Origin of the sequence: Pseudoalteromonas sp. R3 (assembly GCF_004014715.1) — a bacterium.
Classification (GTDB): Bacteria; Pseudomonadota; Gammaproteobacteria; order Enterobacterales; family Alteromonadaceae; genus Pseudoalteromonas.
The window spans coordinates 3319480-3343698 of the sequence record NZ_CP034835.1 but is presented as its reverse complement, the minus strand read 5'-3'; the positions used below and the strand labels follow the sequence as shown (position 1 = coordinate 3343698).

The following is a 24219-nucleotide window of genomic DNA, read 5'->3' as shown; positions in this document are numbered from 1 at the left end:
AAGTCGCAGCCTGAGCGGCTTTAGTACTCACATTCACCACTCTCGCAGCAAAATAGAAAGCGCCTGCTATATTTTCTGCCCATAATTGCGACACCAAGCGTACTCGCATGTGTCAAGTTCGTCAGAGTTATAATATCCATGCAGACCGCTTACATCACATCTGTCAGCCGGTAAATTTATCCCACTACCAGGCGATTATTGGTGTCCCGACTGGATAGGATCTGGCCTGCATCAAATTCAGTGGCGCGTTTTGCCATACGGTCATAAAGCAGTACATTAACCGTCGCGGCGAGATTCATGCAGCCGGTCGTTGGCACATACACCACGGCATCAGCGGCATCCACAATCTCTTGTGGCAGGCTACCATCTTCGGGTCCAAAAACGTAAATTGCATTATCGGGGTGAACAAATTGCGGCAGTGGTGTCGCGCCTTCGACCAGCTCGATACAGATAAGCGCGCGGCCTGGTACTTTTAAGCTCGTGAGATCATCAACCTGTTGAATGGGAATATTATCAGCGATATTTTTGGTGTCAGTATGGTACTTAGCAGCCTTCGCGTAGCGATTACCATTAAAATAAACTGCTTGTGCGTTATAGCAACCCGCAGCTCTTAACACGCCCCCCACGTTGGTTGGCGACTTAGGGTTGACCAGGCCAATCGCGGCAAACGATTCACTCATACTTTTCACTCTCAATATACGGCAGCGAGGCTACCGGGGACGCTTAACACAGGCAGCGTAGCTACCAAAATATCTGGCAGGCGATTGTACCATGTAGATGATTTTGTGCCAGCCAGTGTGAGTGGTCAGCGTTTAGTTTGTGCACTCAGTGATTTAAGTCATTCAAATTTAGTTGGTACTGAGCAAATAGCCTATCAATCACACCAGTTTGTATGGCCTTATTGAGTGACGCTTGCATCTTTTCAAAAAAGTTGGAAGTCGCATTAACAGACTCCAACAGAACACCATTCTTTGAGTTTAGGCCGGTTTGATGATTGGTGCATTTGGGGATTGAAAATACATTGCTTTGTCTGTATTCTGGAAACTGGTTTTATAAAAGGAAATTAAAAAAATGAAGCTCAATTTAAGCAAAAAAAACATCAAAATGCTGAGTGCGGACAATAAAAAATTGCCAACTCAGGCAACCCCGGCAGTGGCTGGTGGTTATAACAGTACTGTATGCACAAGAGATTGCATAACAGATGATCCACAGTGTAGAACATATAATCCAACACGCCTGACTGGTTGCTGCAGAACAACTATTTGCTAGTTATAAAGCTAAATACACTGTATTACTGAAAGGCAAGTTTTACTTGCCTTTTTTGGTTCTGCTTGTCTTTTATTGCTCTCTGATTCAGTCTTCTGGTCCGTCTAAAGTAAAGGTTAAGTGCTTACGCATATCTTTGAGGATCACCCCTTTTTTTAGCATTGCGGCGCTCAGGCGTTTTTGCCACTTTAATAAGTCTGGTTTAGCAGCGTCCAGTGCGGCTTGCTCTTCAAACTGAAAGCACAGCAGCAGTGAACCCGGAAACAAGTGATATTCCACATCAAACCAGCATTGAACCATACCGGGGATTTGCGCGCGAGCTTGTTCTTCGATTGCATCGGCAACGCTGAGCACCAGCGCTTGCTGTTTTTGCTGGACTTTAGAGAGCTTTTTCATGGAGTTTCCAAGTATTATGAATATAAGACAGTTACGTCGAATTATACCCAGTACCGTATAGAGATAGGAAGTGGAAGTAAGCTGAGGAAGCATAACAATTATATGAGCGCTGTGTAATAAACGTCCGATATTGGTGTGATTAATAACCGGAAGTGTTCGGAGTTCCTTAGCCTGTTTCAGCCAGTTTATACACTTCTGCTCTGGTAGGGGCCTGCGCTGTACTATAGCTTGTAAGTTCAACCCCTTCACCAAATACTTCGTGCAATAGGGCTTGATAGTCTTCAGGTGAGCGTTCAGGCGAGTACCTGAGTAGCTCTTTAAGTACTTCTCTTTCTATGGCTTTTGTATCCGCTACGTTTAGCAGGGGTTGGCCTGCGTCGACAAAGCCTTTTTCATCTCTGCTTGCCACAACCTGGCCATCAACGCTGAACACACTGGTTTGTGGCGTTTGTTCAAACATCAGCTTTCTGCGATAGTGTTCTTCGGCTGCAATTTGGTCGGTCAGGTATTGGTCACGATGGCTTTGCACCTGCTCACGCACAAAGTCTTCATAGTTTTCGCCATAGCGTAGCTCAAACACTTCGGCATTGGTTGGTCCTTTGCCCTCGGCGTAAAATTCGACGCGGGCATCGGGGAAGTGTTGGGCAACGAGTTGTTTTATTTTTTCTGGATCTTGACCGGCCTGTTTGAAAATATCGGCCATAGGACCCTGACCGTATATGGCGCCGTCATAGTTTTGTGACGCGACCGCTTTGCCTTCCACAAAGATAATGGTACCCACATCTCGTTGCAGGCCCTTTTGGGTATATTGCTGTTCTAGTTCTTCCGGGCTTCTTTGAGTGATATTAAAATCGGCCAGAAAATTGTGTTCATCTGAAAGCCTGGTAATGTCTTGCGGCTTGAGCAAGTAGACCAGATTGACTTTACCGCGTACATCAAAGCCATTTTGTGGCGTATTTATCTGCTCCGAGTACTGTTCGAATGATTGTTGTACATAATCTGTGTTTGTGTCGCTTTAGTGGGTTTCTGATATGCCTTGTTCACCGGATACGGGTTGGATGTAACTTGCATGTTCAGCTCCTTTGATAAAGTTTGAGTTAACGACAAGTGTTCCGGCACTTGTATTATCCGTATCAAGTAACGCAAGTTGCATACCATAAATTAAAGGTGACTATGAAGCCGCTGTCGCGCAGTAATAAGATTCTTAGGGGAGCGGATAGAGTTGGATGAGCGTGAAAAGTGGCAATGGTTTGCCGCTAAGGGGGTGTAACCAAAGCGGCAAACTGTCTAAATGGTTAGTCCTTTTGCCGTTTTAACAGCGCATCCAATTTGGCTTCAACTCGCTCTATATCTTCGCGAGTAGCCAACACTTGCTCTGGTTTACCTTCCTCGTCATGCATCACTTGCATTGCATCAACTATGATACCGATAAACAGGTTCAGTACTGCAAAGCTGGTAATAATGATAAAGGGCACGAAGAACAACCAGGATTGCGGAAACAGCTCCATCGTCGGGCGCACTATGCCCATAGACCAGCTCTCTAAAGTCATGACCTGGAACAGGGTATAAGCGGATGCGCCGATGCTGCCAAACCATTCCTGCATATTTGGATCCGGGTGCTGGCCAAACAGTTTCGTCGTTAGTACCGCAGAGACATAGAACACGATACCCAGTACGCCGATGACCGACGCCATACCCGGTAGCGAGTGGCCTAGTGCACCAATAACCCGGCGCATCTGCGGAACAATTGAAAATAACCGCAAAACCCGAAGAATACGAAAAGCACGCAATACCGATAGCGGACCACTGGAGGGAACCCAGGAAACGGCCACAATTATTAAGTCAAACCAGTTCCAGCCCGATTTGAAAAACTTAAGGCGGTATACCACCAGCTTTAACACAAGCTCTATGGTAAAAATCATCAGAATGACAAAATCGATTTTATGCAGGATGGTGGCATTGTCTTTACCAAACTGAGTGGTCTCCAGACCTAAGGTCATGGCATTAAATAAAATGACCGCAATCAGAAAGTTCTGAAACCATTGGGCTTCAACGAGTGCCGTCAGTTTCGACATAAAGGAAGTAGAGGTTGTCATGGCTCTTTTTTAGGTAATTTTAAAAGTAAATTATGATGTCGGGAAAAAGCGGTTTTTTCAAGGCTTCCAGCTGCAGAGCACGCATAAAAATGAAAATAAAATCGACTTAGGGACTATTTCTTCCCAATTGAAATTCAGTCTGAAATCAATGCATTTGCTTATTGATTGGTGTGACATGAATACCTGACTATCTGTTTCTTCAAAATACAAGACATAACAATCCATCGGTAACTCAGTTATTATATGCCAGCTTATATCAAGGTTAATCTCAACAGGATTTTTTTATAACATGAATTCACTATTTAAGGTCGTTACGTGCATTTTCTTCTGTACTTTGGTTATGAATCTGGTTGCCTGTGGTGGAGGCTCTGACTCTGGTACGACACCGTTGGACTCGTCTGCTCAACCTTTCATGCCCGGCGAGCGACTGCAACTTGAAGCGATTTCCTCGACTAATACAGGGGTGTCGTATCCGTTAAGAATCTATTTGCCGCAAAATCGTACCGCCAACAAAACATATCCTGTGATTTACACGTTGGATGCTGAGTGGCGTTTTGAAACGATAGCCGATAGCCTGGATAAAAATAAGATGGAAGTGATCCTGGTCGGTGTAGAAAATTACGTAGATGAAGATTATCAGCACAGAGAGAGCTACTCACAGTGGCCCCTGGCAGAAGATTATTTTGCTTTTATTCGTAAAGAACTTGCGCCATATATAGAAACCCAATACCCAGTCAACCAAGCTGATCGGACAATTATGGGGCATTCTAATACCGGTTTGTTTGTTGGTCTGGTTTTGCTAATGGATGACCCTCATCAGCCATTTTTTCGCCGCCATGTGTCATTTGATGGCAGCTTCTGGGCGCATACCGAGTTGACCTCACAGATGGTTGATGACAGGCGGGCGCTAAGCCAGACTCTAAAGAGTCGCACTATTTTGGTTGGTGCCAATGGCAGAATTGGCAATGTCGTATATGTGCGTAAATTCGACTACTGGCTTGAACGCGCAAACTTCTCACAGCTGGATCTCACATATCTTGAATATGAACAAGAACATATTCCGGTGGTTGCATATTCGGTAGATGAAGTGCTGACTAGCTTGTATCGCTAATAACCACTGGTAGGGGCAAAGTTTGCATTCAGCCTACGCGCTCAAATGGCTATATAAATATGTCGTCAATAAATTTTAACTTTATGATTTAAAATAAATTAATATGAGTATAAGACTAGATAACACGCTTTGTGAGCAATTAGTTATTAAGGCTGATGAAAGTCCCAGAAAGCGCAGCCATTATAATTTACATCAGGCTCTTGATGAACCTGTGCAACGCTTGGCAATCGCACTAAAAAAAGGTTGAAAGTGATTTCGCCCAATGGGCGCCAGCAGAGGGCTGTGCACAGGTCGCGCACTTTTTAGATTGGGTAGACACGGCTTCCGTAGGTCAATCATACACATTGGCTCAATATTAAATCGGGCCAGTATCGCTGCATCTGACAATGCAAGTTGGTTAATACAGTCGTGAAACACCTTCGCTAATTGGATAACAGGCATTCAATATAGCGCTGTATTGGGTACGTCTGGCAGTTAAAATGAAGATATCAGAGACACAAAAACAGAGGTGAGTTTTCCCCATCTGTACATCCAACCAAGGAGACAACATGACACTGTGGCAGCTACTTTTATTTATTCCTGCCTGTTTTGCCCTCAATATGGCACCAGGCCCTAATAATTTATTGAGTATGAATAATGCGCGTTGTTACGGGTTCAGAACAGCGGTTATTGCAGGTGGTGGACGGATAGCCGCTTTTGCAATTATGATAGCGCTGGTGGCATCCGGTCTGGCAGTAGTTTTGTATGCCTCTGAAACGCTGTTCTTTACCATTAAAGTGGCTGGTGCCGCTTATTTACTCTGGCTTGCCATTGCACTTTGGCGATCAGAAGCCAGTCCACTGGCAGAGGTGGGCCTGAGTAAGAGCCGCCTTGGGTTGGTAAGGCAGGAGTTCCTGCTGGCAGCGGGCAACCCAAAGGCGATTTTGATATTTACTGCTTTTTTACCTCAATTTGTTGATAGTAAAGGGAGTGTGCGTGAGCAGCTATTCTCTCTGGGTTGCACTTTTCTGGTATTAGAGTTATGTGCTATTTCTATCTATGCCCTGTTTGGCCTATATCTGAGGCAATGGTTTTCTAAGCCGCACATGGTGAAGCGTTTCAATCGGGCATGCGCGGCATTTCTGGCGGTATCTGGAATAAATTTACTGTTTAGCAGGCAGTCTTAATTATCCTGAAAATCAAATACTAAAATAGGCGTCCAGGCGCTAAGATCTAACTGAGCGTTTGGTCATGAAGATGGCCAGTTCAGCGACCCCAACGGCCAGCAATGTTGCACTGAATTTAAAAATCATAAATGGGGTAAATGCGAGGATCAGCGCCATGTTGATGAGGCAAAGGACGGCAACTAACCACACAATCGCAAGCAGCTGGGTTTGGCTTCTATTTATTATTTCTGGTATTTGCATGGTTTTTAATGTGGTCAGCATGAGCATCTCCTGATTATTGTGTGAGAAAATTTGTATTTCATGGAGGTTAGTCGCAGCACGCTGGTGGTTTTTACAAATAATTTTATCTATTCTGCATTGTTTTATTTATCATTCTGATTCTTAAGCACTTTTAATTCTTATTCTAGTTATTAAATGATAGTGAATGAAAGCATTCAAATGTTTTGTAATGAATGTAAATTTGCGCCGACTAACAGAGCAGAATCAATACCAGGAATCGCTATGAAAAGCCTAAAAATGCTGTGTACTGCCTTGTGTCTGGCTATGTGCCAGAGTGCATTTGCAGTAGTTTTACCCTGTTTAGCCAGGTAAATGTGGTTAATGTTCGTCAAGGTGATGTTCTTAATAATGAGTTTATTGTAATAAACACCAAGTCATATCGACTAGTATAGGCAAGTTTATAGTGAGTGGAGCAGTATGCAGTGACTGAGCACATCAAGGAGCAGGACAGGTCGCACATTGTTGAGACGTTTTGGCCGCAGATCAGACGTGCGGCGAAGGGTTATGAGCAGCGCTCGGCGTTGTGTGAGGAGTTGTCTCAGGATATGGCCTTTGCACTTTGGCGGGCGCTGGGCAACTTTGACGGGCAATGTAAGTTAAACACTTATGTGTATCGGGTGATCCACAATGTAGCGGTTGATCATATTCGCAAGTACAGCAGGCAAAACGAAGATGAGTTGGCAGAGGAGCTGGTTCATAGCACTGATTCACCAGAAGTAAACATGCAACAACAGCAACAACAACAGCGGCTGGAAAGGGCTATTCAGCAGCTTCCTTTGAGTCACAGGCAGGTGATGATGCTAAAACTGGAAGGAATTGATACGGCTGAGATCAGTGATGTGCTGGGGATCAGCGAAGCTAACGTCGGGATCCGACTGCATCGTGCCAAAGCGCAACTCACAGAGCAACTAATGGAGAAAAACTAATGGATAATCATGATTTTTCGGATTTGGCGCAGCTTTGGCAGTCGACGCCTGCGTCCCCACCACCAGCATTGGAAAAATGCATTCAGCGTCATAAAAAGCAGCAGCTTCGACTCTTTTTTGGTATCGCTATTGAAACTTTCATCATGTTGTTAGTGGGTGTTTGGTTTGTACAGGCTTTGTTTGAGCCAACCCCTTTGGTCACACAACTTTGGCTCGGGTTTGGCTGCGTTTGGGGCGCAAGCATGTATGTAGTGGTGAATAGAAGTCGCATAACCAGCTTACGCATATTAAAAAATCAGCAGCTCTCACAGGCGCTGGAGGCGCATCAGCATCTGCTCAGGCAAGAGGCCTGGCGCTGGGATCTAAGCATAAAAGCCACTTTGCTATTTGCGCTGGTACTTGTGCTTTTGATTCTGGTTCAGTACGCGTTGAGCTCGATATTGTTGTCTAATGGCCTACTAGGCTTGCTGGTAGTGGCTGTCCTGTTACCTGTTTTTAAGGCCAAAAAACGCCGGGCACAGCAGGTATTGAAAAAACTGAGTGAGTAATTACTCAGTGTTTTTCGCAATTAAATTGCGTGTTCTCTGTTCTAAACTCATTTGCAAGCTTGGTGTGGTTATTGTGCGAATTCGCCAGCTCTGCCGATTGAATCGTTGTGGCTATCAGCGCTTCAAACAAGGCTAGCTGTCCAGCGGGTATCAATTGACTTTGTATGGCTTTTCGCTTGTTTGAGTCAAACAAGCGCTCGGCTAGCCAACCAATTAAATATATCAACGAAAGACAGCCACCGGCAGTTGCTATATTACCTTCTATTACGAGTGGTGTGTCCTGAACATTGCCTCCCAAACTTTGCAGGGCAGTCTTAGCATCTGGGTTTGTTGTCAAAGGCTTGCCCTTTAGTAAACCGAGCTCATGAAGGATGAATGAACCCGCACAAATCGAACCAATGAGTTGCTTATTTGGATCAAGATTCAATGCCGACATAAACTCGGCATTCTTCATGGCCGCTGGAATACCGCGCTTACCACTTGTGATAAGTACGGCATCTTGATCCGCCACTGCTGAAATGTGTCCGTCCGTTTTGACTTCTATTCCAAGGTGAGAGTGATGTTCAGGCTTGGTACCAAGTATGCTCACCGTCCAGCTATCGGCTGCTCGGCCAAGCAAGTCATACATAAGAAAGAAGTCCACATCCGTGAAATCATCAAACAAAACAATTCCGACTTTAAACATAGTATTCCTCCTTTGCATTACTTGGTTACGTGTTGACTAGCCATGCCGCTGTCACAAAGCAAGCAGAAGCGATTAAAATACCTGTGAACGGTACTTTAAACCAATATTTTACTGCCAACAGTAAGTAACTAATGCTTACAACCGATGGCAGAACTGAAAACCATATTGTGTCTGAGATAATATCAAAGTGGCTGATACACAAAGGAATGTAAAAGGCTGCAAATAACAACGCACCAAGGCTATGACTCGCGTTAAACCCGACCCAGGCTTGCCACATATTGGTTTGTTTGGTGATTCTGGGAGGGGTATTAAGCATGGCTTCTTTCACTTCCAGATTGCGGGGATCAAACTTATCAGAGAAGCAGGTATAAACCAGGTGAATCAACCCCAGAATGCCAAAAATTGATGCTCCTACAATGAATAATGCTTTTTCCATAATTTTTTGTTTCCCTGGCGCATAGCGCCTCACTCTGAGGCATCCCCAGAAATTAGATTTAAAGTCATGTGGTGTACGCGCGCGGCATTGTTTTAATTTACTTCGCTAAAAGCTAATTAGATAACAACACCATTTATGACTCCTCCATAGTACACGGTATGTTCAGAAAAAAATTGTCCCTAAATTAATAGTGGTGCACTTGGGTGATTGAAATCCCCACCAGCACCACAATTTTAGGGTGAGTGTCTTCCAAAAGCGTTTTCAAGCCAACGGCTTAACGCCCGTGTAAGTCAATCCCCATCAGGTATTTCAGCGAACTTACCTGATATTTTTTGACCTCTAATCTTATTTGAGTACCAATAGTAAAATGGAAACCCAAGTGTTCCAGACAAAGCTCCGCCAAGTGCTGAGGTAATGGGAGTAACAACTAAACCCACTATAGCCTGTTCAGGTTGTCCTGATTGCATTGCCGTGATAAAAACTAAAACCGCGCCGAGCAAGCCAGCACCAAACCCCAGAGTGGCGGATATAGTGATCACAGAAAGAAAGTCTAATTGGCTTCTAAAGCGTCTCTTCATTAATATTTCCAGAAACAAAATGGTTAGCAAATTGAGAATAATGTACGCGTTTTAGTAACTTGTTACCAGTGCCTATTTATCCAATGCCGGGGTTTTATTTTTTACGTGAAAACATCATGTTGCGAACAAACACATAAGTGTACAAGCCAATAACCGCCAGAAGCATAAAACTCATCACTAAAGGCCAATCTACTAAAAAGGATGAATAGGGCTTTTCTATATGATGAGGCGATGGGGCGTAGCCATCACCAAAGTAACCTCGAATGACAGCCAACGCTTTATCATGATCCAAACCACAGTAACTATTTGGCATTTCTAATGGACCATTTGCTTCTATTCGATTGGTAAACAGCAATGAACGGTTGGTGCCGCCGCTGACGTAAATATGTTCCCCGACAACACCTTTCCAGACGTTCAGCACTTTATGTTTTGTGGTGCTTGTGTCTGTCGGCTCGCCCGGCGCAACCAAAGCAACTATTTCACTTGCCTGTATTTGACCTATTACTAATTCTTTAAAGGCGGTGTCACTTTCTATTTTCCCACACACAATACTGAGTGCTTTGGCATCTATACAAACCAGAACACACAGCAATGTAGAATAAATTGAAACCAGAACTTTCTTCATTGGCGAAACTTTATGTATTGTCTTTGCCAAGACTTCTTACCACTAAAAAGTAATAAGATAGATATCCAACCCATGAAAACATAAAGGAGAGTAAACACCATACAATTTTTTGGGTCCTGGAAGTTTGTTTCGAAAATAAAGCCATTAAGACTGGCAAAATTGTAATACTAAGTAACACAGGAGTTATTAGTAACTGCCAAACACTGATACCCAAAAAGATCTCCTTAACTTAGATTTTTACGCAAACAGATAACACCGAATTCTGAGAGACCCCCAGATATTCATACCTAAAATCACCATGCGTGACGCCATCATCGTACACGAAATACCCAGAAAAAACTGCCCCTAAATTCGTTCCAGGTGTTTTGTTTCTTTAATGAAGGCAGTCGATACTTTGCCCGATAATAACCAACTTTTATTTACCAATTTCAATAAATGGACATGGCTGGAATATGGCAAACAGGTCGCCCTGGGAGCTACGAAAAAGTGGCTTTAGTTGCCTGTCCAAGATAGAGCGTCGTTACCTTAAACTTTTAGGCTCTGAGGCGATATCGTGTGGGAAGCGTCAAATGCAAAAGTTTAGCTGTTGACGACATAGTTTCTTGTTAGACGATATACTACCAGTGGGCTTTAACATACTTTAGTTTTCCTTGATGTTCAGTGATGTAGCTTGCCTCACCATTCTTGTACTCTATATTTTGCAGCGTGAACCTCAAACCATTACGAGTTCTCAATTCAAGGTTGAGCTTGCCGGATTCATATTCGCTATAAAACTTTACGGAATGTCCAGAGATTGGATCCCATTCAATACTGTTTACGTCGTATGTAATATGTTTGTTTTTCAACTCAACTGAAATCAGAGTAATTTCTATATCTGACATACCAGAAAATATTAGCTCAGAACACTCTGCATACGAGTCACGAGAGAGTGCAAAGAAGCTAGAGGCTATAATTATCACAATTACAGTAGTAAATTTACTCAAATTCATAGGCCTACTCTGGATGCTGGGAGTCGTCTATCGCTGAAAAATGGGATGCATAAATGCCTAGCCAAATTAGGAATGAAGTGACGCGAGTCAAGTTTTTTGCGTCCCATCATAATTGCTTTGTTAGTTTTCGAGTTTTGCGACAACCCAAGGTTCAATGCCTTCTTTTATTTTACTTTGTACTTCAAGTGGCAACTCGCTTAGAGGTACAGAAATAGTGCGATACTGTTCTGCTTCTCTCATGGCAAGTTTCTGCCAAATTTGAATATAAGCCTTTTCGTTTCTGACACCTAAAAACGAAGCATGTTTAACAGTTTCTGATTTACCGAATTTAGTAGATGCGTTTAAAAACTCTGCCGAAGTTACATTCTTATGGTTATTACAGCTTGTTAATAAGAGCAAACTAAAAAATATTGCAAGCAATTTACGCATAAATATCCCAAGAAAACTACCAATGTATTTAGCCTCAAGTTGTCGGAATATAAACCGACAAAACGCGCTGTATTACACCTCCTATAGTTCCATGGAATAAACGCATAGTAAACAATCTGTTGCAACTGTCAAAGTCATAGCTATGTGAAATTTGGACAAACTGGGCCGCAAAAACGTGATTAAACAACTAAGAGGGTACTGTCAAGGTCCGGTGTTGTGTGACTTGGAAAACCTGATTTGGATACGCTCCTAAGTTAGCGAAACCCTGGGTTGCTCGATAAAACAAGTGGGCAGAGCCTGCCTTGTTGCTGTTTTTCTCAGGTGTGGGTTTGCTGTTCTACTAGCTGGTAAATGCGGCTCAGTTCATTGATTAATTGGCTAATTTTTTCACCATCCGTAGAGTCCAATAGCACATTATCTAATTCAGATAGTAAGGCTCTTGCTTCTGACATCAGCTGCTCCCCCGCCCAGTAAACAGAATTTCTTTTTGTCGTCCTGAGATTTCATAAGACACCCTGCCCAGTGTTAATAAGCAGTTGCTTGGTACTTTCAAGTTTGTCCGCACTGCTCACAGGGCTACAGGCGAAAGAGCTGGGTGCTGAGGTTATCGAAAGGCCAAGTGAGTTGTCACTCGGCGCCTCTTATCTGAAATACAAATTCGCTGCCCTGGCCAAGTTGGCTGTTTACCTTGATTTCTGATTTGAGCAGTTTTAATAGTCTGGCGGTTATGGCCAGGCCGAGGCCAGCGTGGGTTTTTTTACAGCCTTTGCTGTTACTGGCCTGATAGCGCGCTTCAAAAATATAGGGTAGCTCTTTGGGACTGATCCCAACCCCTGTGTCCTGAACTGCGATATCGTAACCGCCATCCTTTGGATTTACGGCAATAGAGATAATGCCACCAGCCGGGGTGTGACGCAGTGCATTCTCTATTAAGTTACTCAGTACGCGTTCCAGTTTGGCAATGTCTGAGTACACCACATAGTCACATTCCGTGGGGGTGACGCGCAGGGTGATCTCAGCCTGCTGGGCTTTGAGGGCAAACTTGGCGAGCACATCGTATATGAGTTCACCCAGATTAAAGACCTCAAAATGCACCTGAGTATGTCCGGACTCCAGATGCGCCAGCTCGAAGATCTGGTCGATGAGATTTTTCAGTTGCGAGCAGTTTTTCAGGGCGATATTCATATAACGCTGCATGTCGCCGGTTGTCGCAGATCCTCGCTCAACCAGTTCAAGGTAGCCCTGTAAAGAGGCTAATGGCGTGCGCAAGTCATGTGACAGATGCGCCAGTAACTGGCGGCGTTGCTCATCTACCGCTGTTAGTTGGGACATCTGCTGATTGATGGTGTGCAGCATGGTGTTGATACCGTTGCCCAGCTGATGGATTTCATTATCCTGTTGCTGCCACTCAAGCATGGGTGCTTGTTTAATATCAAATTTATGCGCCTCAACGGTGCGAATGTACTGATTCAGACGCTTCAATGGTTTGGTCATAAAACGGAACAGCAACAGCAGGGTAATAAATAAAAGCAGCAAAAAGACACCCAGCCATACGGCTTGTTTTACCAGCTGATCAGAACTGTTGAGCTGCGCCACAATCGAGTCATAAATCGACGAACCAATAATAACGTACAGATATCCCTGCAACTTTTGTTCGTTATACACAGGCGCAACAGAAAAGATCTTTTGCCCTGTTAAAGCGCGCGGATCATCGCCATATACCGGGAGTCTGGCGGGGGCGTTGATCAGCTGTACCAGCGGGCTTAAATCAATCGATTCGCGTTTTACCTCACCAGGTTTGGCCGAATAGGTGAGCAGTTTGCCGCTGGGGTCAACAAAGTAGAATTCAAATGCCGGGCCCAACACCATCAGGGTATGAAACAGGTTCTCCAGCGCCTTATAGTCGTAGACTCCTTGCTGGAGTAGCGGGTTGTCCTGTGCTAGATGCTCAGCAAGCCCAATATGCAGTTGTTGCTCTGCCTGCGCGCGTGAAACCGATGACAGATTCTGGGTCCACCAGACAAACACCGACACGATAAGCATAAAAACGGCCGTGATTGTCAATGCGAGGCGGTGATAAAGAGAGAGAGTCATTGCATTTCCTGCTGTAGCGGTTTGGCATTAAGTTTGTAGCCCACACCCCACACGGTTTCTATGATCGTATGATCGGTAATTTGATCAAACTTGTTGCGAATGCGGTTAATATGGGAATTGACAGTGTGTTCATAGCCCAGATGATCATAGCCCCACACTGACTCCAAAAGCTGAGCCCGGGAAAACACCTGGTTAGGGTGGCGGGCAAAAAACAATACCAAATCAAACTCTGTGGCGGTGAGGTCTACGGGGGTTTGCTGTAAAGTCAGTTCATGAAAATGTGGGTCGATATGAAGCTGGCCAATCACTATCGGGCTGGGGGATGTTGCCGTTTGTTGCTGTGGTTCGCACAACAGCTTAATGTGTCTGAGCTGTGCCTTAACTCTGGCCTGAAATTCCCTGTAGCTGAAGGGCTTGCAGATATAGTCGTCGGCCCCCATTTCAAGGCCAATAATGCGGTCCATTTCACTGCTTTTCGATGTCATCATGATCACACTGACTTTGGGGTAGCGTGTTTTGATCTCCCGGCACAAGGTCAGGCCATCGACTTCTGGCAGCATGATATCGAGTATGACGATGGCATAATGATGATTGCTCAGATGTGGCATAACCCGCTCTCCACTGGCAAGGTGTTCGACGTCGAGATCCAGCTCGTTCAGGTGAACGCGCAGTAGCTCGGCAATATCGGCATCGTCTTCAACGATAAGCACTTTTTGCTGCATAGCAGGTCTCCGCACCGGTGGCTGACACCGGCTGTTCGCGCTCCGTAACCGCAACGGTCACGGAGCGGCTCGGAGACTACTTGGTTCTTGTAATGGTGACCGTCATCAGCGGGTTGTCGAACTTATGACTGCTCGTTAATACAGACGTTGTCAGTCCATCATCCATTCCAACCACACCAGGGTGCATAGCCACCTTGTTTAACGCTTCTCTGTCGGCACTAAATCCGGCGCCTCCATCCGCCGGGCCGGGTATGGTGCCCTGAGCTTCAGTATTGGCCTCTGTGCCCGCGTCGTAGGCATGTGTCGTGAACGTCATGGTTTGACCCACTGTCATTGCAGACACATCCAAAGCATTAAGACCGGTAAAGCCATCATTTGTATTCACCATCATGGAGATCAGAGATAACTTTTGCCCGTCAAGCGAGTCATGGGTCAGAGTTAGCTGGGCTTTTTGTCCCGGTGGTAAGGGGGCGGTTGCGCTCGCCTTACTCTGCACAACACCGAGTGCAAGCAGGTCGCTGTTATCGCCTCCCTCAGCCAGTACCTCCAGTGCATTGCTGGCCGGTTCGCCCACTTGCCAGAATTGCCCCTCCTGGTGCAGTGCAACTGCGATGGGAGACAAGGGCTGTGCGTAGGTCAGGTTTGTTGCCGTGATCGTTAACTCGACAGTCGTCGGGGTTGGGTCAGCCGGGTCGACCGGATCAACTGGGTCTGGATCGACAGGGGCAGGGTCATCGACCATTTGCATATCTTCATCCGGCATCGTAGTTGGCATAGGGTCGTCATTGTCACTGCCACACGCCGCCAAGACTAAGCAGGCTGCAGGCAGGGTAAGTCTGAGTAGTTTCATAATGGACCCCTTACTTAACCGTTACAGTCACTTTAGCAACTGGATTTAACCAGCGGTGAACGGTGTTGTGTAAATCGCTTTTACCGCCTGTCGAGTCGTCATCCCCCAGATTGCCGCGATGAATATGAACAAGCGTATTACTTTCTGTTTCTGTTACGCCGCTACCTTGAGTACCCGGATCGACACCCGGAGATGCGGGGATCCCTGGGGTATTGGGGGCGCCAGAGCCATTCACCACCAGCTCGTTGTTTGCCTCTGTTCCGGCATCATAAGCATTCAGGTAAATATGATATGTGCCAGGTGTGGTTGGAATGGGCCAGCTATTGAGGCCAACGAAACCGTCGTTAGTAGGCAGCATCATGGCGACAATTGATAGACGGTCGTTGCCCGCATCGGTTTCCAGGCTGGTCATTGTTGAAGCAACCGGGCCGAGCAGGCCTCCAGCCGGGTTTTCCATGGCGTTGGCATTGATACCCGTCAGTATTTCGCTCAGACCGGTTAGAGAACCACCTTCGGCCATCGCCTGAAGTGCTTCAGACGCTTGCTCTCCAGTTTGGAATAACATGGCGTTGCTGGTATGGGCACTCACCAGCAAGGGGGTAAAGTAGATCCCCTGTGTCAGGTTAGTGATCTTAACGTCCAGAGAAGCGGCGCTGGCTGTGCCAGATGCCAGTAAAATACCTGTGATGAGGGGGATGATGCGTGTTTTCATAATTTACTCTTGTTGTTTGGATTTGACCCTGACAAGCATGCAGGCAAATTATGGAAAATCGCTCCCGGAATTATCACAAAACCATCACAATGTTGTGACTTTTCTGTTTGGACCGGTTTTTAGGATGATTTTAGATTGAAATTTGATGCCAGAGCTGGTGGAAAAGCAAAAAGGTAAATTAGTGGTATGTATAAGAAGCTATACCGGGCTGATGCACTCGAACCTACAGGGGGCATATCCTTACGTTTAGTAGAATAAAGTTTGTGAACAGAGGGGGAGTTGTTTGAGTAAGAGCTGGGTAAAAGAATGTTTTAAATCAAGCTACCTGATAAGCCCGCCTGATAAGTGATTCGTTCAGCGGGCTTAAACTTCAGTGAGTGATTAGCACACCCAAGAAGTTTGTGTGCCTGGGCAGCGATGATCTGACCAGCAGTAGTAAGTTTGCTCTACACCACCAGCAACTTGTGGTGTCATGTTTGCAGGTACGCCCGCTTTGTCGTTAGATAGAGCTTTCATTGGTTTCTTTTTTAGTTTTAGTAACATAGTTATCTCCTTTGATTGTTACGATAATCAAACTAACATAGGATGAGTGTGAAAACAAAGTAAAATATTTAATTAATTTATCTGTGATACGCTTGGGTTGGTATTACCTAAAACAACTACAAGGAAACTGTGATGAAGCTTAATCTAAATAAAAAGCAGCTCAAACGTTTAACGTTCTCCGGCAAAGCGCTGGAAGGTCAAACACCGAATGTCGCTGGTGGCGCGGGTTCTTACTACGCTTGCTGGACAGAGCAAAAGTACTATTGCATGACGTGGGACGCAGATTGTCTGACACAACGTCGTTGCCAGACCTGGGAAGGATGTAATTAACAGGTTTGTATAAGAAGGGGTGACTGGTCACCCCTTGTTTGTTGATTTATACCGCCTGAGCAACTTCGTTTAGTGTCGGGTAATCCGTGTAACCCTTGGCGTCACCGCCGTACAGGGTGCTGTCATCCATTTCATTTAAAGGTGCGTTCTGCCTGACTCGTTCTACCAGATCCGGGTTTGCGACAAATAAAGCACCCAGACTCACTCCATCGCACAGATCTTGTTGCAATACCTTGTCAGCAATTGCTGGCGTGACGGGTCCATCTTCCCAGCGGTTATGTGGGTTCAGGATCAATGCCCCTTTCCATACTTGACGTATTGCGTCACTGGTTGCACGGGATGCAGCTTCCATTATGTGTAGATAAGCCAAATTAGTGGGCAGTGCTTGAATCAGCGCACTGTATAACTGTTCGCTGTCCGTTTCGGCGATATCGTTGAAGGTATTGTGAGGCGAAATACGCAAGCCGACGCGATCGGCGCCAATCGCGTCTGATACTGCCGCGACTATTTCCAGCGTAAAACGTGTTCGATTTTCAATGCTGCCACCATAGCAGTCTTGTCGCTGATTGGTATTGTTGGCCAGAAACTGGTGCGGCAGAAACCCGTTGCCAGCGTGGATTTCAACCCCATCAAAGCCGCCCTCAATGGCGTATCTGGCCGCTTGTACGTAGTCTGAAATTGTACTTTGGATTTCATCCATTGTGAGCGCCCGGGGTGGGGCAAAGTCTTTCATACCATCCGGCGTATACGTCTTACCTTGCGCTGTTATGGCACTGGGGGCGACAGACTGGTGTGCACTGGGATACAGGCTGGGGTGACCTATGCGACCACAGTGCATGAGCTGTGCAACAATTTTGCCGCCTTGTGCGTGTACCGAATCGGTTACTTGTTGCCAGCTTTTTGCCTGCGGCAGTGTGTGCAGTCCAGGCGAATTCATATAACCCTGACCAACCTGGCTGGGTTGTATGCCTTCAGAGATGATCAACCCGGCACTCGCGCGCTGACCGTAATAGGTTGCCATCAGCGCCGTTGCATGGCCGTGTTCTGTGGCCCGGTTACGGCTCATAGGTGCCATTACAAATCGGTTAGACGTAGCGATGCTGCCGTACTGAACAGGTTCAAATAAAGTGTGCATAGTATTTTCCTTATATTTTCCGAAAAGTATTAAGATGGTTTGGAACTTAGCTGGTTGTGGGTTTTGGTGCTTGAGCCTGCAACCTTCGAGGGGGCAAAAGCGTGGCGCTGAGAGATAACAATGGCCAGCACAATAGCCCCGGCGCCAAGCAATTGGTTAAATGTCAGGGTTTCATCGAGAATGAAATACCCCAATAATGCTGCACTCAGCGGGCTGGCGAACGACACAAAAGACACGCTGAATACGGGCAATTGTTCAATGGCTTTGAACCATATCAGATAAGCCAGCAGCGCACCGACCAGGCTCAGATACCCATATCCCAGCAGATTATTAACAGTGAATGTGGCGGGTAAGCCCTCTTGTATGAGCCCGAACGGGAGCAAAAAGAGTCCCCCAACGGTGAGTTGCCAACCTGTGAATGTAGCAACAGACACACCCTCTGGTTTCCCCCACTTTTTGGTCAGCACCAGACCAGTAGCCATCGACGCTGCACCAGCCAGCCCGGCCAGCACGCCTTGTGCAGGCAACACCATACTGGGTTCGAGAACCAAGATTGACAGGCCTGCAATGCCTGTCAGGCAAGCAATGAACTGATTAAGCTTAAGAGACTCTTTGAGAAATAACGCACCCAGTATCATGACCAGGATCGGTTGGCTCGACATTACCAGTGCTGCCACTGAGCCCGGAAGCTGGTAAGCCGTCACAAACAGGCAATAAAAAAATCCGCCAATATTCAGTACCCCGAGAATGAGTGTGCGTAACCACCAGCGTCCTTGAGGTAACACACGGGTAAAAAAGAGTAATAGCAGACCCGCAGGTAGCGCTCTGAATACAGCTGCCATTAAAGGGCTATCAGCTGGCAACATTTCTGTAGTGACAACGTATGTGCTCCCCAGATAACAGGAGCAACCATAGCGACGAGTAACCACCATAGGGTGTGCCCTGCACGTTTGTACTGCCATGGCATTGCTGATCTGAGCAATTCAATGGATCTGTTCATCGCTTTTCTCCGTTTTTAAAAATATCTTGTCGTGATTAATCTTGATATAGAGATTATTGGTGGGCTATCTTTTTGTCAAGTATCTTTATGTGAAGTTATTTGTGTTTGAAGAGGTCAATCTGATATTTACATAACTATCAATTGATTAAATTTTTAAGAGTTTCAGATAAAGTCAGGAAAGGTCACAGAGAAGTGCTGTGGCGCCTGGGTTCAGGTGGCTGCTTGTGGTGTGTAATAGCAGGCGAGGCCCTGCCAATGGTTAGTAACAGGGCAAACACGCAGGCTGTGAAGGCTTAGTCGTGCAGGATTAGCTGTTCCAAATCTCGGTGTAGTACATCATCATCACCCAGATTTAGCTCAATCAGTCGCTTCAAATGAGTCACACTGTCGAGATCAATCTGACTGCAATGTACGCCAAGGTGGCCTTCTTCGATGTGACGGATCTGCACTTCCATTGCAATCTGTATGTCACTTTGCGGTAGAGCAAAGCGCAAGCTGGCTGGCTCGTCTTTGAGGGGCACATATCCCACAGGCAAAGTCAGCAGGGCGCCATTCAGTGACAGGTCGATCACTTCGCACCTGTAGTCCCCACTGGCAGTCATGAGTACGGCCGGGTTGGAAAACAGTACGCGTGAAAATCGTCTACGTTCTTTCATTAGTCTTCTCTTAGCTTGTTTATCTATAGCTTAGCCAGTTTTTTGCTGAGTCTCCACTTCACGGGCTAATTTCTGGTTTAAATCAGACATAAAAAAGCCCTGAAAATCAGGGCTTTTTCTGGTGATTAACCAATTTTCTTGTACTTGATGCGCTTAGGCTCCGCGGCTTCTGCACCATAGGTCTTTTTCAGCCACTCTTCGTATTCGGTATAGTTACCGTCGAAGAAGTTCACCTGGCCTTCGTCGCGGTAATCCAGAATATGCGTCGCAATACGGTCAAGGAACCAACGGTCGTGCGAAATACACATTACGCAGCCCGGGAATTCCAGGATGGCGTTTTCCAGTGCACGCAGGGTTTCAACATCCAGGTCATTGGTCGGCTCATCCAGCAGGATTACGTTACCACCCGCTTTTAGCAGTTTAGCCAGGTGCAGTCGGTTGCGCTCACCACCAGAGAGCTCTTTTACGAACTTCTGCTGGTCGTTGCCCTTAAAGTTAAAGCGGCCTACGTAGGCACGGCTGGGCACTTCAAAGTTACCAATTTTCAGGATGTCCTGACCGTCTGACACTTCCTGGAATACGGTGTTGTTGCCATCCATATCATCACGGAACTGCTCAACGGTGGCCAGCTCCACGGTTTCACCCAGTACAATTTCACCACTGTCTGGCTGGTGTTGACCGCTTAGCATTCTGAACAGGGTTGACTTACCGGCACCGTTGGCACCAATAATCCCAACGATTGCACCTTTTGGTACAGAGAAGCTTAAGTTGTCGATCAGTACGCGATCGCCAAAGCTCTTGGTCAGGTTGTTCACTTCAATGACCTGATCGCCCAGACGAGGTCCAGGTGGAATAAACAGTTCATTGGTTTCGTTACGCTTTTGGTAATCCGACTGCTGTAGTTCACTAAACTGTGCCATACGAGCTTTAGATTTAGCCTGACGACCTTTGGGATTCGAGCGAACCCACTCAAGCTCTTTCTCAATAGACTTTTGGCGTGCTTTTTCAGACTTCTCTTCTTGCTTCAGACGAGCATCTTTTTGCTCCAGCCATGAAGAGTAGTTGCCTTCCCATGGAATACCATGGCCGCGGTCCAGTTCGAGGATCCAACCTGCAACGTTGTCGAGGAAGTAACGGTCGTGGGTAATGGCAACCACGGTACCTTCGTAATCGTGCAAGAAACGTTCTAACCAGGCAACCGATTCTGCATCCAGGTGGTTGGTCGGTTCGTCCAGTAACAGCATGTCTGGCTTTTCAAGTAACAGACGACAAATTGCAACCCGGCGACGCTCCCCCCCAGACAGATGCTCAATTTTGGCATCCCACTCAGGCAGACGCAGTGCGTCGGCTGCACGCTCTAGTGCGTTGTCCAGATTGTGGCCGTCATGTGCCTGAATAATTGCTTCCAGCTCACCTTGTTCTTTCGCCAATGCATCAAAGTCAGCGTCTTCCATTGCATACTCAGCGTATACTTCATCCAGACGGCTCAGTGCGCGTTTTACTTCACTCACTGCTTCTTCAATGGTTTCACGGACCGTTTTGCTTTCATCCAGCACCGGCTCCTGTGGCAGGTAGCCAATTTTTGTGCCCGGTTGTGGACGTGCTTCCCCTTCAAACTCAGTATCTACCCCAGCCATAATGCGTAGCAGGGTTGATTTACCTGCACCGTTCAGACCAAGGACACCGATTTTGGCACCGGGAAAAAAGCACAGAGAAATATCTTTTAGGATTGTGCGTTTGGGTGGCACTACTTTGCTCACCCGCGACATTGTATAGATATATTGAGCCATGAATTTTGCTTCTCTTTGTTTAGATGTGGTTATTTTAGTGAATGCCGTGCATTGGGGCAATCTTTGTCTGGTACACAGACCATTTTGTGCAGAACGCCCTCTTGAAATTTACAATTGTTAACTTTCTGCTCTGGTGTCAAGATCTGCAAGTGAGTTTCTATAAGAATCTGAGCTGAATTTTAACTTTATAATTGTTAGGGCATTTTTGACCTGTTTTGGACCAATGAAAAAGGTATTATAGCCCTAAGCTTGATAAAGCTATGACATGGAGTTGTAAACATGTGATGCGATTTCTGCATCAGCGCACTTTTCCTTCAGTCCCGGCGCCTGCACACTTATAACAGCGGATGTTACATGGAGTGAGTGAACAGCCTACTTAGTTCACTAACGCATCAGCTTAATTCAATGACCACAAATATAAACAGTGACCACGGTTGTCTGTGACAGCTTACTTTAGCTCGTCATTGCATACTGAGTGCTGCATACCGCAAGCCGCGTATAGGATGCTGTTTAGTTGAATGAATGACTTCACAGTATAAGGAAAACGATGAAGCAATATATGTATGCAAAGCCGCGGTTAACGCAGCAAAAAAGAACCCCTTTGGGTGCAGATATCCTGAGATTCGCCCGTCGTCTGAGAGGTTACACTCAGGCTGAGTCCGCGGCACATTATGGCGTTGAAGAGCGCACACTGAGACGGTGGGAAAATAAAGAATACAGCCCTAGGTGGAACGACGTTGTCGGTCTGGTCGAGGATGTTTACTCACTCGATATTTTAGAAGTAATAGGAAAGATCAATGATGATGACACAACCAACCATTAAGCAGCTACGCAGTGCTTTAAAACGCTGGGGTCGCTTCTGGCGAGCAAAAGAACTGGGAAAAGGATTCAGCCGTCAGGCTGTAACCGAGCGGATAGGTGACTCCAGCGCTCGCTATGTGAGCAGCGATATGATGAGTGTTCCCGAAGAAATAGAGGCACTGACGCAGCAAATTGCACAATTGCGGCCTGAATGCATTCGAGCACTGCGGGGCAAGTATCTGGTCGAAGGAGACATAGCTCAGGTTGCAAAAACACTGGGCTTTGACTCAAAGCGATCGTTAGAGTTTTGGCTGGTTAAAGCGGAACGCAGTTTATTGCAGACCTTGTGTCAGCCTTAAGGAGGGCACCATGACAATTATGAACACAGTTGAGCAGATAAAAAAGCATGAGGGATTTCGTCGTTTCCCTTACTACTGTACGGCTGGCAAACTCACAATCGGGTATGGCAGAAATCTGGAACAAAACGGCATAGCCGAAGAAGAAGCCGAGCAGCTGCTGGCACAAGACGTGGCCAATGCGCAGGCTGGAGTGCGACGGCGAGTGGATACCTCTTACTGTAATGAGGCCCGTCAGGCGGTATTGACGAATATGGCCTTTAACCTCGGCGTACAGGGATTGCTGGGCTTTAGTAACATGCTGGATGCAGTACAAAATGGTGACTTTGAGCGGGCTGCACTGGAAATGCTGGATAGCCGCTGGGCCAGGCAAGTTCCGGAACGTGCCCAGGAGCTGGCACAGCAAATGCTCAGTGGTCAGTGGCAGTCTTAAATTGGGGGTAACTATGAATGAGGAGGTGGCCAAACCATGCAAGCCGATCAATGGCAAATGAAAAAGGAGCTGAATCTGGCTCATATCCTGACCACCATAGCATTACTGGTGTCGGGTATTTTATATCTCAATGATCTGGACAAGCGGATCACCACAAACTCGCAGGAGTTGGCGCATCTGAAGCAGATCCGCAAAGAAGATCAGAAACGCATTGAAAAGCGTCTCGACTCTATAGACAAGAAACTTGACGCCCTGTTAAGTGCAAAGCGCAACAACAACTAATTCGTGACCCCGACGGTGACAGCCCTGTTACCAACCCGCTCTGTCAGTCTGAGCCTTATTTGCTAAGTCCAGGGTCGAACTGACCAGCTCTCAAATCAACAACGCATCTGCCTGAGAATGCTTGCTCAGGAAGGGATGGTTGTGCCAGAGGAAAAATCTATGAACACTGCGATTGACCTGTCACGCCTGGCACCGCCAGAAGTGATAGAAACGCTTAATTATGAGGAGATCCGCGCACAGCTGATGACAGCTTTGACGGATCAGATACCCGAGCAGGCTTTACTGGCCTCAGATCCTGCGGTGAAAGTGCTGGAAGTGGCCGCTTATCGTGAGCTGTTGCTCAGACAAAGAGTAAATGATGCGGCTCACGCTGTGATGCTGGCTTTTGCTACCGGCAGTAATCTGGATCATTTGGGCGTCTTGTTTGGGGTGAGCCGTGCTGAAGGGGAAAGTGATGAACGATATCGTGCCCGAGTGCCATTATCGCTGGAAAGTCACAGCATGGCTGGTACCGCCGGTGCTTATCAGTTTCAGGCTATGTCGGCCGACGCCAGAGTGCGCGATGTATATGTACAGTCCAATACGCCAGGCGTGGTCGATATCACGGTGCTAACAGAATCCGGAAGTGATACTGCATCAGTGCAAGCGGCGGTGTCTGCGCATCTAAATCACGAGGATATTCGGCCATTAACCGATCAGGTGCAGGTTTCGGTAGTCAGGCCCACAAACACGCTCGTTGAGGCACATCTTTACCTTAATCCAGGTGTCAGTGAAGCTCAGGTCAGGTTAGCAATTGATACGGCACTGGATGTCTTTAATCAGCAGCACACCCGCCTGGGTAAAGAGGTCCCCCATTCAGCCATTATCGATATGTTGCACCAGGGGGGCGTCCGCAAAATTAAGTTGTTGTCTCCGGCTGATGATATTACGCCCAGCGTGACTGGGGCGGTAAGCCTGTCGCTACAACTGAGTTTTTTCTAGGAGG

General features: G+C 46.5%; 31 protein-coding genes. 10 read left to right on the top strand and 21 right to left on the bottom strand.

Annotation, left to right across the window (positions count from 1 at the left end):
- Positions 1-176: 176 nt before the first annotated feature.
- From ELR70_RS19750 to ELR70_RS19735, 4 genes are all read right to left on the bottom strand, one after another.
- The gene (locus ELR70_RS19750) at positions 177-680 is read right to left on the bottom strand and encodes an RNA methyltransferase (protein ID WP_054015420.1); all 504 of its coding nucleotides are present in this window, start codon (positions 678-680) and stop codon (positions 177-179) included.
- A gap of 673 nt (positions 681-1353) precedes the next feature.
- Positions 1354-1662 carry a hypothetical protein gene (locus ELR70_RS19745; protein WP_054015418.1) on the bottom strand — a complete coding sequence of 103 codons (309 nt, stop codon included), beginning with the start codon at positions 1660-1662 and terminating at the stop codon, positions 1354-1356.
- Between the two features lie 166 nt (positions 1663-1828).
- Complete coding sequence (locus ELR70_RS19740; RefSeq protein ID WP_128064686.1) at positions 1829-2569, bottom strand: hypothetical protein; 741 nt, start codon at positions 2567-2569, stop codon at positions 1829-1831.
- Between the two features lie 388 nt (positions 2570-2957).
- On the bottom strand, positions 2958-3758 hold the full coding sequence (locus ELR70_RS19735; protein ID WP_054015416.1) for an ion transporter: 801 nt from the start codon (positions 3756-3758) through the stop codon (positions 2958-2960).
- Positions 3759-4047: 289 nt separating this feature from the next.
- On the opposite strand from ELR70_RS19735, the gene ELR70_RS19730 reads away from it, so the two are divergent.
- Positions 4048-4869, top strand: coding sequence for an alpha/beta hydrolase-fold protein (locus ELR70_RS19730; protein WP_082353193.1), 822 nt, complete (start codon positions 4048-4050; stop codon positions 4867-4869).
- Between the two features lie 548 nt (positions 4870-5417).
- Positions 5418-6035, top strand: coding sequence for a LysE family translocator (locus ELR70_RS19725; RefSeq protein WP_054015414.1), 618 nt, complete (start codon positions 5418-5420; stop codon positions 6033-6035).
- A gap of 39 nt (positions 6036-6074) precedes the next feature.
- Here ELR70_RS19725 and ELR70_RS19720 read toward each other — a convergent pair whose 3' ends face one another.
- On the bottom strand, positions 6075-6296 hold the full coding sequence (locus tag ELR70_RS19720) for a hypothetical protein (protein WP_054015413.1): 222 nt from the start codon (positions 6294-6296) through the stop codon (positions 6075-6077).
- Positions 6297-6736: 440 nt separating this feature from the next.
- Here ELR70_RS19720 and ELR70_RS19715 point away from each other — a divergent pair, with 440 nt between their 5' ends.
- Together ELR70_RS19715 and ELR70_RS19710 are read left to right on the top strand one after the other, a co-directional pair.
- On the top strand, positions 6737-7240 hold the full coding sequence (locus tag ELR70_RS19715; RefSeq protein ID WP_160317378.1) for a sigma-70 family RNA polymerase sigma factor: 504 nt from the start codon (positions 6737-6739) through the stop codon (positions 7238-7240).
- Complete coding sequence (locus ELR70_RS19710) at positions 7240-7788, top strand: hypothetical protein (RefSeq protein WP_054015411.1); 549 nt, start codon at positions 7240-7242, stop codon at positions 7786-7788. Before ELR70_RS19715 ends, ELR70_RS19710 begins: the two co-directional genes overlap by 1 nt.
- A 4-nt stretch (positions 7789-7792) precedes the next feature.
- Here the strand turns inward: ELR70_RS19710 and ELR70_RS19705 are convergent, their stop codons facing one another.
- The 12 genes from ELR70_RS19705 to ELR70_RS24950 form a co-directional block, all read right to left on the bottom strand.
- The gene (locus ELR70_RS19705) at positions 7793-8473 is read right to left on the bottom strand and encodes a DJ-1/PfpI family protein (protein WP_054015410.1); all 681 of its coding nucleotides are present in this window, start codon (positions 8471-8473) and stop codon (positions 7793-7795) included.
- Positions 8474-8498: 25 nt separating this feature from the next.
- Positions 8499-8909, bottom strand: coding sequence for a hypothetical protein (locus tag ELR70_RS19700; protein WP_054015409.1), 411 nt, complete (start codon positions 8907-8909; stop codon positions 8499-8501).
- A 290-nt stretch (positions 8910-9199) separates the two neighbouring features.
- On the bottom strand, positions 9200-9487 hold the full coding sequence (locus ELR70_RS19695; protein WP_054015408.1) for a hypothetical protein: 288 nt from the start codon (positions 9485-9487) through the stop codon (positions 9200-9202).
- Between the two features lie 94 nt (positions 9488-9581).
- The gene (locus ELR70_RS19690; protein WP_054015407.1) at positions 9582-10112 is read right to left on the bottom strand and encodes a hypothetical protein; all 531 of its coding nucleotides are present in this window, start codon (positions 10110-10112) and stop codon (positions 9582-9584) included.
- Positions 10113-10729: 617 nt separating this feature from the next.
- Positions 10730-11101 carry a hypothetical protein gene (locus ELR70_RS24955; RefSeq protein ID WP_054015406.1) on the bottom strand — a complete coding sequence of 124 codons (372 nt, stop codon included), beginning with the start codon at positions 11099-11101 and terminating at the stop codon, positions 10730-10732.
- A 120-nt stretch (positions 11102-11221) separates the two neighbouring features.
- Positions 11222-11530, bottom strand: a complete 309-nt coding sequence (locus ELR70_RS19680; protein ID WP_054015405.1) for a hypothetical protein — start codon at positions 11528-11530, stop codon at positions 11222-11224.
- 317 nt (positions 11531-11847) lie between these two features.
- Positions 11848-11982 carry a hypothetical protein gene (locus ELR70_RS25745; protein WP_268795160.1) on the bottom strand — a complete coding sequence of 45 codons (135 nt, stop codon included), beginning with the start codon at positions 11980-11982 and terminating at the stop codon, positions 11848-11850.
- A gap of 175 nt (positions 11983-12157) precedes the next feature.
- Entirely contained in the window at positions 12158-13624 is a 1467-nt protein-coding gene (locus ELR70_RS19675) for a HAMP domain-containing sensor histidine kinase (RefSeq protein ID WP_054015403.1), read from the bottom strand.
- Positions 13621-14346 (bottom strand): response regulator transcription factor, encoded by a 726-nt coding sequence (locus ELR70_RS19670; protein ID WP_054015402.1) that lies wholly within the window; start codon positions 14344-14346, stop codon positions 13621-13623. The genes ELR70_RS19675 and ELR70_RS19670 overlap by 4 nt, the downstream gene beginning before the upstream one ends.
- A gap of 76 nt (positions 14347-14422) precedes the next feature.
- On the bottom strand, positions 14423-15196 hold the full coding sequence (locus ELR70_RS19665; protein WP_054015401.1) for a spondin domain-containing protein: 774 nt from the start codon (positions 15194-15196) through the stop codon (positions 14423-14425).
- A gap of 10 nt (positions 15197-15206) precedes the next feature.
- On the bottom strand, positions 15207-15908 hold the full coding sequence (locus ELR70_RS19660) for a spondin domain-containing protein (RefSeq protein ID WP_054015400.1): 702 nt from the start codon (positions 15906-15908) through the stop codon (positions 15207-15209).
- Positions 15909-16289: 381 nt separating this feature from the next.
- Complete coding sequence (locus ELR70_RS24950) at positions 16290-16451, bottom strand: hypothetical protein (RefSeq protein ID WP_160317377.1); 162 nt, start codon at positions 16449-16451, stop codon at positions 16290-16292.
- 132 nt (positions 16452-16583) lie between these two features.
- Here ELR70_RS24950 and ELR70_RS19655 point away from each other — a divergent pair, with 132 nt between their 5' ends.
- Entirely contained in the window at positions 16584-16781 is a 198-nt protein-coding gene (locus ELR70_RS19655) for a hypothetical protein (protein ID WP_054015399.1), read from the top strand.
- A 46-nt stretch (positions 16782-16827) separates the two neighbouring features.
- Here the strand turns inward: ELR70_RS19655 and ELR70_RS19650 are convergent, their stop codons facing one another.
- The 4 genes from ELR70_RS19650 to ettA all read right to left on the bottom strand — a co-directional run bounded on the left by ELR70_RS19650 (position 16828) and on the right by ettA (position 21362).
- Positions 16828-17916, bottom strand: a complete 1089-nt coding sequence (locus ELR70_RS19650) for an alkene reductase (RefSeq protein WP_054015398.1) — start codon at positions 17914-17916, stop codon at positions 16828-16830.
- A gap of 29 nt (positions 17917-17945) precedes the next feature.
- Positions 17946-18878 carry a DMT family transporter gene (locus ELR70_RS19645; protein ID WP_241566330.1) on the bottom strand — a complete coding sequence of 311 codons (933 nt, stop codon included), beginning with the start codon at positions 18876-18878 and terminating at the stop codon, positions 17946-17948.
- 331 nt (positions 18879-19209) lie between these two features.
- Positions 19210-19572 (bottom strand): PilZ domain-containing protein, encoded by a 363-nt coding sequence (locus tag ELR70_RS19640; protein ID WP_054015397.1) that lies wholly within the window; start codon positions 19570-19572, stop codon positions 19210-19212.
- Positions 19573-19697: 125 nt separating this feature from the next.
- The gene (gene ettA, locus ELR70_RS19635) at positions 19698-21362 is read right to left on the bottom strand and encodes an energy-dependent translational throttle protein EttA (protein ID WP_054015396.1); all 1665 of its coding nucleotides are present in this window, start codon (positions 21360-21362) and stop codon (positions 19698-19700) included.
- Between the two features lie 547 nt (positions 21363-21909).
- Here ettA and ELR70_RS19630 point away from each other — a divergent pair.
- The 5 genes from ELR70_RS19630 (at position 21910) to ELR70_RS19610 (ending at position 24215) form a co-directional block, all read left to right on the top strand.
- Entirely contained in the window at positions 21910-22185 is a 276-nt protein-coding gene (locus ELR70_RS19630; protein WP_054015395.1) for a helix-turn-helix transcriptional regulator, read from the top strand.
- A complete protein-coding gene (locus ELR70_RS19625) occupies positions 22160-22522 on the top strand; it encodes a hypothetical protein (protein WP_054015394.1) in 363 nt (120 codons plus the stop codon). The genes ELR70_RS19630 and ELR70_RS19625 overlap by 26 nt, the downstream gene beginning before the upstream one ends.
- Before the next feature lie 10 nt (positions 22523-22532).
- A complete protein-coding gene (locus ELR70_RS19620; RefSeq protein WP_054015393.1) occupies positions 22533-22952 on the top strand; it encodes a glycoside hydrolase family protein in 420 nt (139 codons plus the stop codon).
- A gap of 36 nt (positions 22953-22988) precedes the next feature.
- Complete coding sequence (locus ELR70_RS19615; RefSeq protein WP_054015392.1) at positions 22989-23234, top strand: hypothetical protein; 246 nt, start codon at positions 22989-22991, stop codon at positions 23232-23234.
- 159 nt (positions 23235-23393) lie between these two features.
- The gene (locus ELR70_RS19610) at positions 23394-24215 is read left to right on the top strand and encodes a baseplate J/gp47 family protein (RefSeq protein ID WP_054015552.1); all 822 of its coding nucleotides are present in this window, start codon (positions 23394-23396) and stop codon (positions 24213-24215) included.
- Positions 24216-24219 lie beyond the last annotated feature (4 nt).

Coding starts and splice junctions, on each gene's coding strand:
- ELR70_RS19745 (WP_054015418.1), bottom strand. CDS start 1,662: ATGAAAAAGCTCTCTAAAGTCCAGCAAAAACAGCAAGCGCTGGTGCTC.
- ELR70_RS24950 (WP_160317377.1), bottom strand. CDS start 16,451: ATGTTACTAAAACTAAAAAAGAAACCAATGAAAGCTCTATCTAACGAC.
- ELR70_RS24955 (WP_054015406.1), bottom strand. CDS start 11,101: ATGAATTTGAGTAAATTTACTACTGTAATTGTGATAATTATAGCCTCT.
- ELR70_RS19710 (WP_054015411.1), top strand. CDS start 7,240: ATGGATAATCATGATTTTTCGGATTTGGCGCAGCTTTGGCAGTCGACG.
- ELR70_RS19695 (WP_054015408.1), bottom strand. CDS start 9,487: ATGAAGAGACGCTTTAGAAGCCAATTAGACTTTCTTTCTGTGATCACT.
- ELR70_RS19725 (WP_054015414.1), top strand. CDS start 5,418: ATGACACTGTGGCAGCTACTTTTATTTATTCCTGCCTGTTTTGCCCTC.
- ELR70_RS19610 (WP_054015552.1), top strand. CDS start 23,394: ATGAACACTGCGATTGACCTGTCACGCCTGGCACCGCCAGAAGTGATA.
- ELR70_RS19650 (WP_054015398.1), bottom strand. CDS start 17,916: ATGCACACTTTATTTGAACCTGTTCAGTACGGCAGCATCGCTACGTCT.
- ettA (WP_054015396.1), bottom strand. CDS start 21,362: ATGGCTCAATATATCTATACAATGTCGCGGGTGAGCAAAGTAGTGCCA.
- ELR70_RS25745 (WP_268795160.1), bottom strand. CDS start 11,982: ATGTCAGAAGCAAGAGCCTTACTATCTGAATTAGATAATGTGCTATTG.
- ELR70_RS19705 (WP_054015410.1), bottom strand. CDS start 8,473: ATGTTTAAAGTCGGAATTGTTTTGTTTGATGATTTCACGGATGTGGAC.
- ELR70_RS19640 (WP_054015397.1), bottom strand. CDS start 19,572: ATGAAAGAACGTAGACGATTTTCACGCGTACTGTTTTCCAACCCGGCC.
- ELR70_RS19735 (WP_054015416.1), bottom strand. CDS start 3,758: ATGACAACCTCTACTTCCTTTATGTCGAAACTGACGGCACTCGTTGAA.
- ELR70_RS19680 (WP_054015405.1), bottom strand. CDS start 11,530: ATGCGTAAATTGCTTGCAATATTTTTTAGTTTGCTCTTATTAACAAGC.
- ELR70_RS19620 (WP_054015393.1), top strand. CDS start 22,533: ATGACAATTATGAACACAGTTGAGCAGATAAAAAAGCATGAGGGATTT.
- ELR70_RS19665 (WP_054015401.1), bottom strand. CDS start 15,196: ATGAAACTACTCAGACTTACCCTGCCTGCAGCCTGCTTAGTCTTGGCG.
- ELR70_RS19645 (WP_241566330.1), bottom strand. CDS start 18,878: ATGGCAGTACAAACGTGCAGGGCACACCCTATGGTGGTTACTCGTCGC.
- ELR70_RS19670 (WP_054015402.1), bottom strand. CDS start 14,346: ATGCAGCAAAAAGTGCTTATCGTTGAAGACGATGCCGATATTGCCGAG.
- ELR70_RS19720 (WP_054015413.1), bottom strand. CDS start 6,296: ATGCTGACCACATTAAAAACCATGCAAATACCAGAAATAATAAATAGA.
- ELR70_RS19660 (WP_054015400.1), bottom strand. CDS start 15,908: ATGAAAACACGCATCATCCCCCTCATCACAGGTATTTTACTGGCATCT.
- ELR70_RS19630 (WP_054015395.1), top strand. CDS start 21,910: ATGAAGCAATATATGTATGCAAAGCCGCGGTTAACGCAGCAAAAAAGA.
- ELR70_RS19700 (WP_054015409.1), bottom strand. CDS start 8,909: ATGGAAAAAGCATTATTCATTGTAGGAGCATCAATTTTTGGCATTCTG.
- ELR70_RS19675 (WP_054015403.1), bottom strand. CDS start 13,624: ATGACTCTCTCTCTTTATCACCGCCTCGCATTGACAATCACGGCCGTT.
- ELR70_RS19655 (WP_054015399.1), top strand. CDS start 16,584: ATGAAGCTTAATCTAAATAAAAAGCAGCTCAAACGTTTAACGTTCTCC.
- ELR70_RS19750 (WP_054015420.1), bottom strand. CDS start 680: ATGAGTGAATCGTTTGCCGCGATTGGCCTGGTCAACCCTAAGTCGCCA.
- ELR70_RS19730 (WP_082353193.1), top strand. CDS start 4,048: ATGAATTCACTATTTAAGGTCGTTACGTGCATTTTCTTCTGTACTTTG.
- ELR70_RS19625 (WP_054015394.1), top strand. CDS start 22,160: ATGATGATGACACAACCAACCATTAAGCAGCTACGCAGTGCTTTAAAA.
- ELR70_RS19690 (WP_054015407.1), bottom strand. CDS start 10,112: ATGAAGAAAGTTCTGGTTTCAATTTATTCTACATTGCTGTGTGTTCTG.
- ELR70_RS19615 (WP_054015392.1), top strand. CDS start 22,989: ATGCAAGCCGATCAATGGCAAATGAAAAAGGAGCTGAATCTGGCTCAT.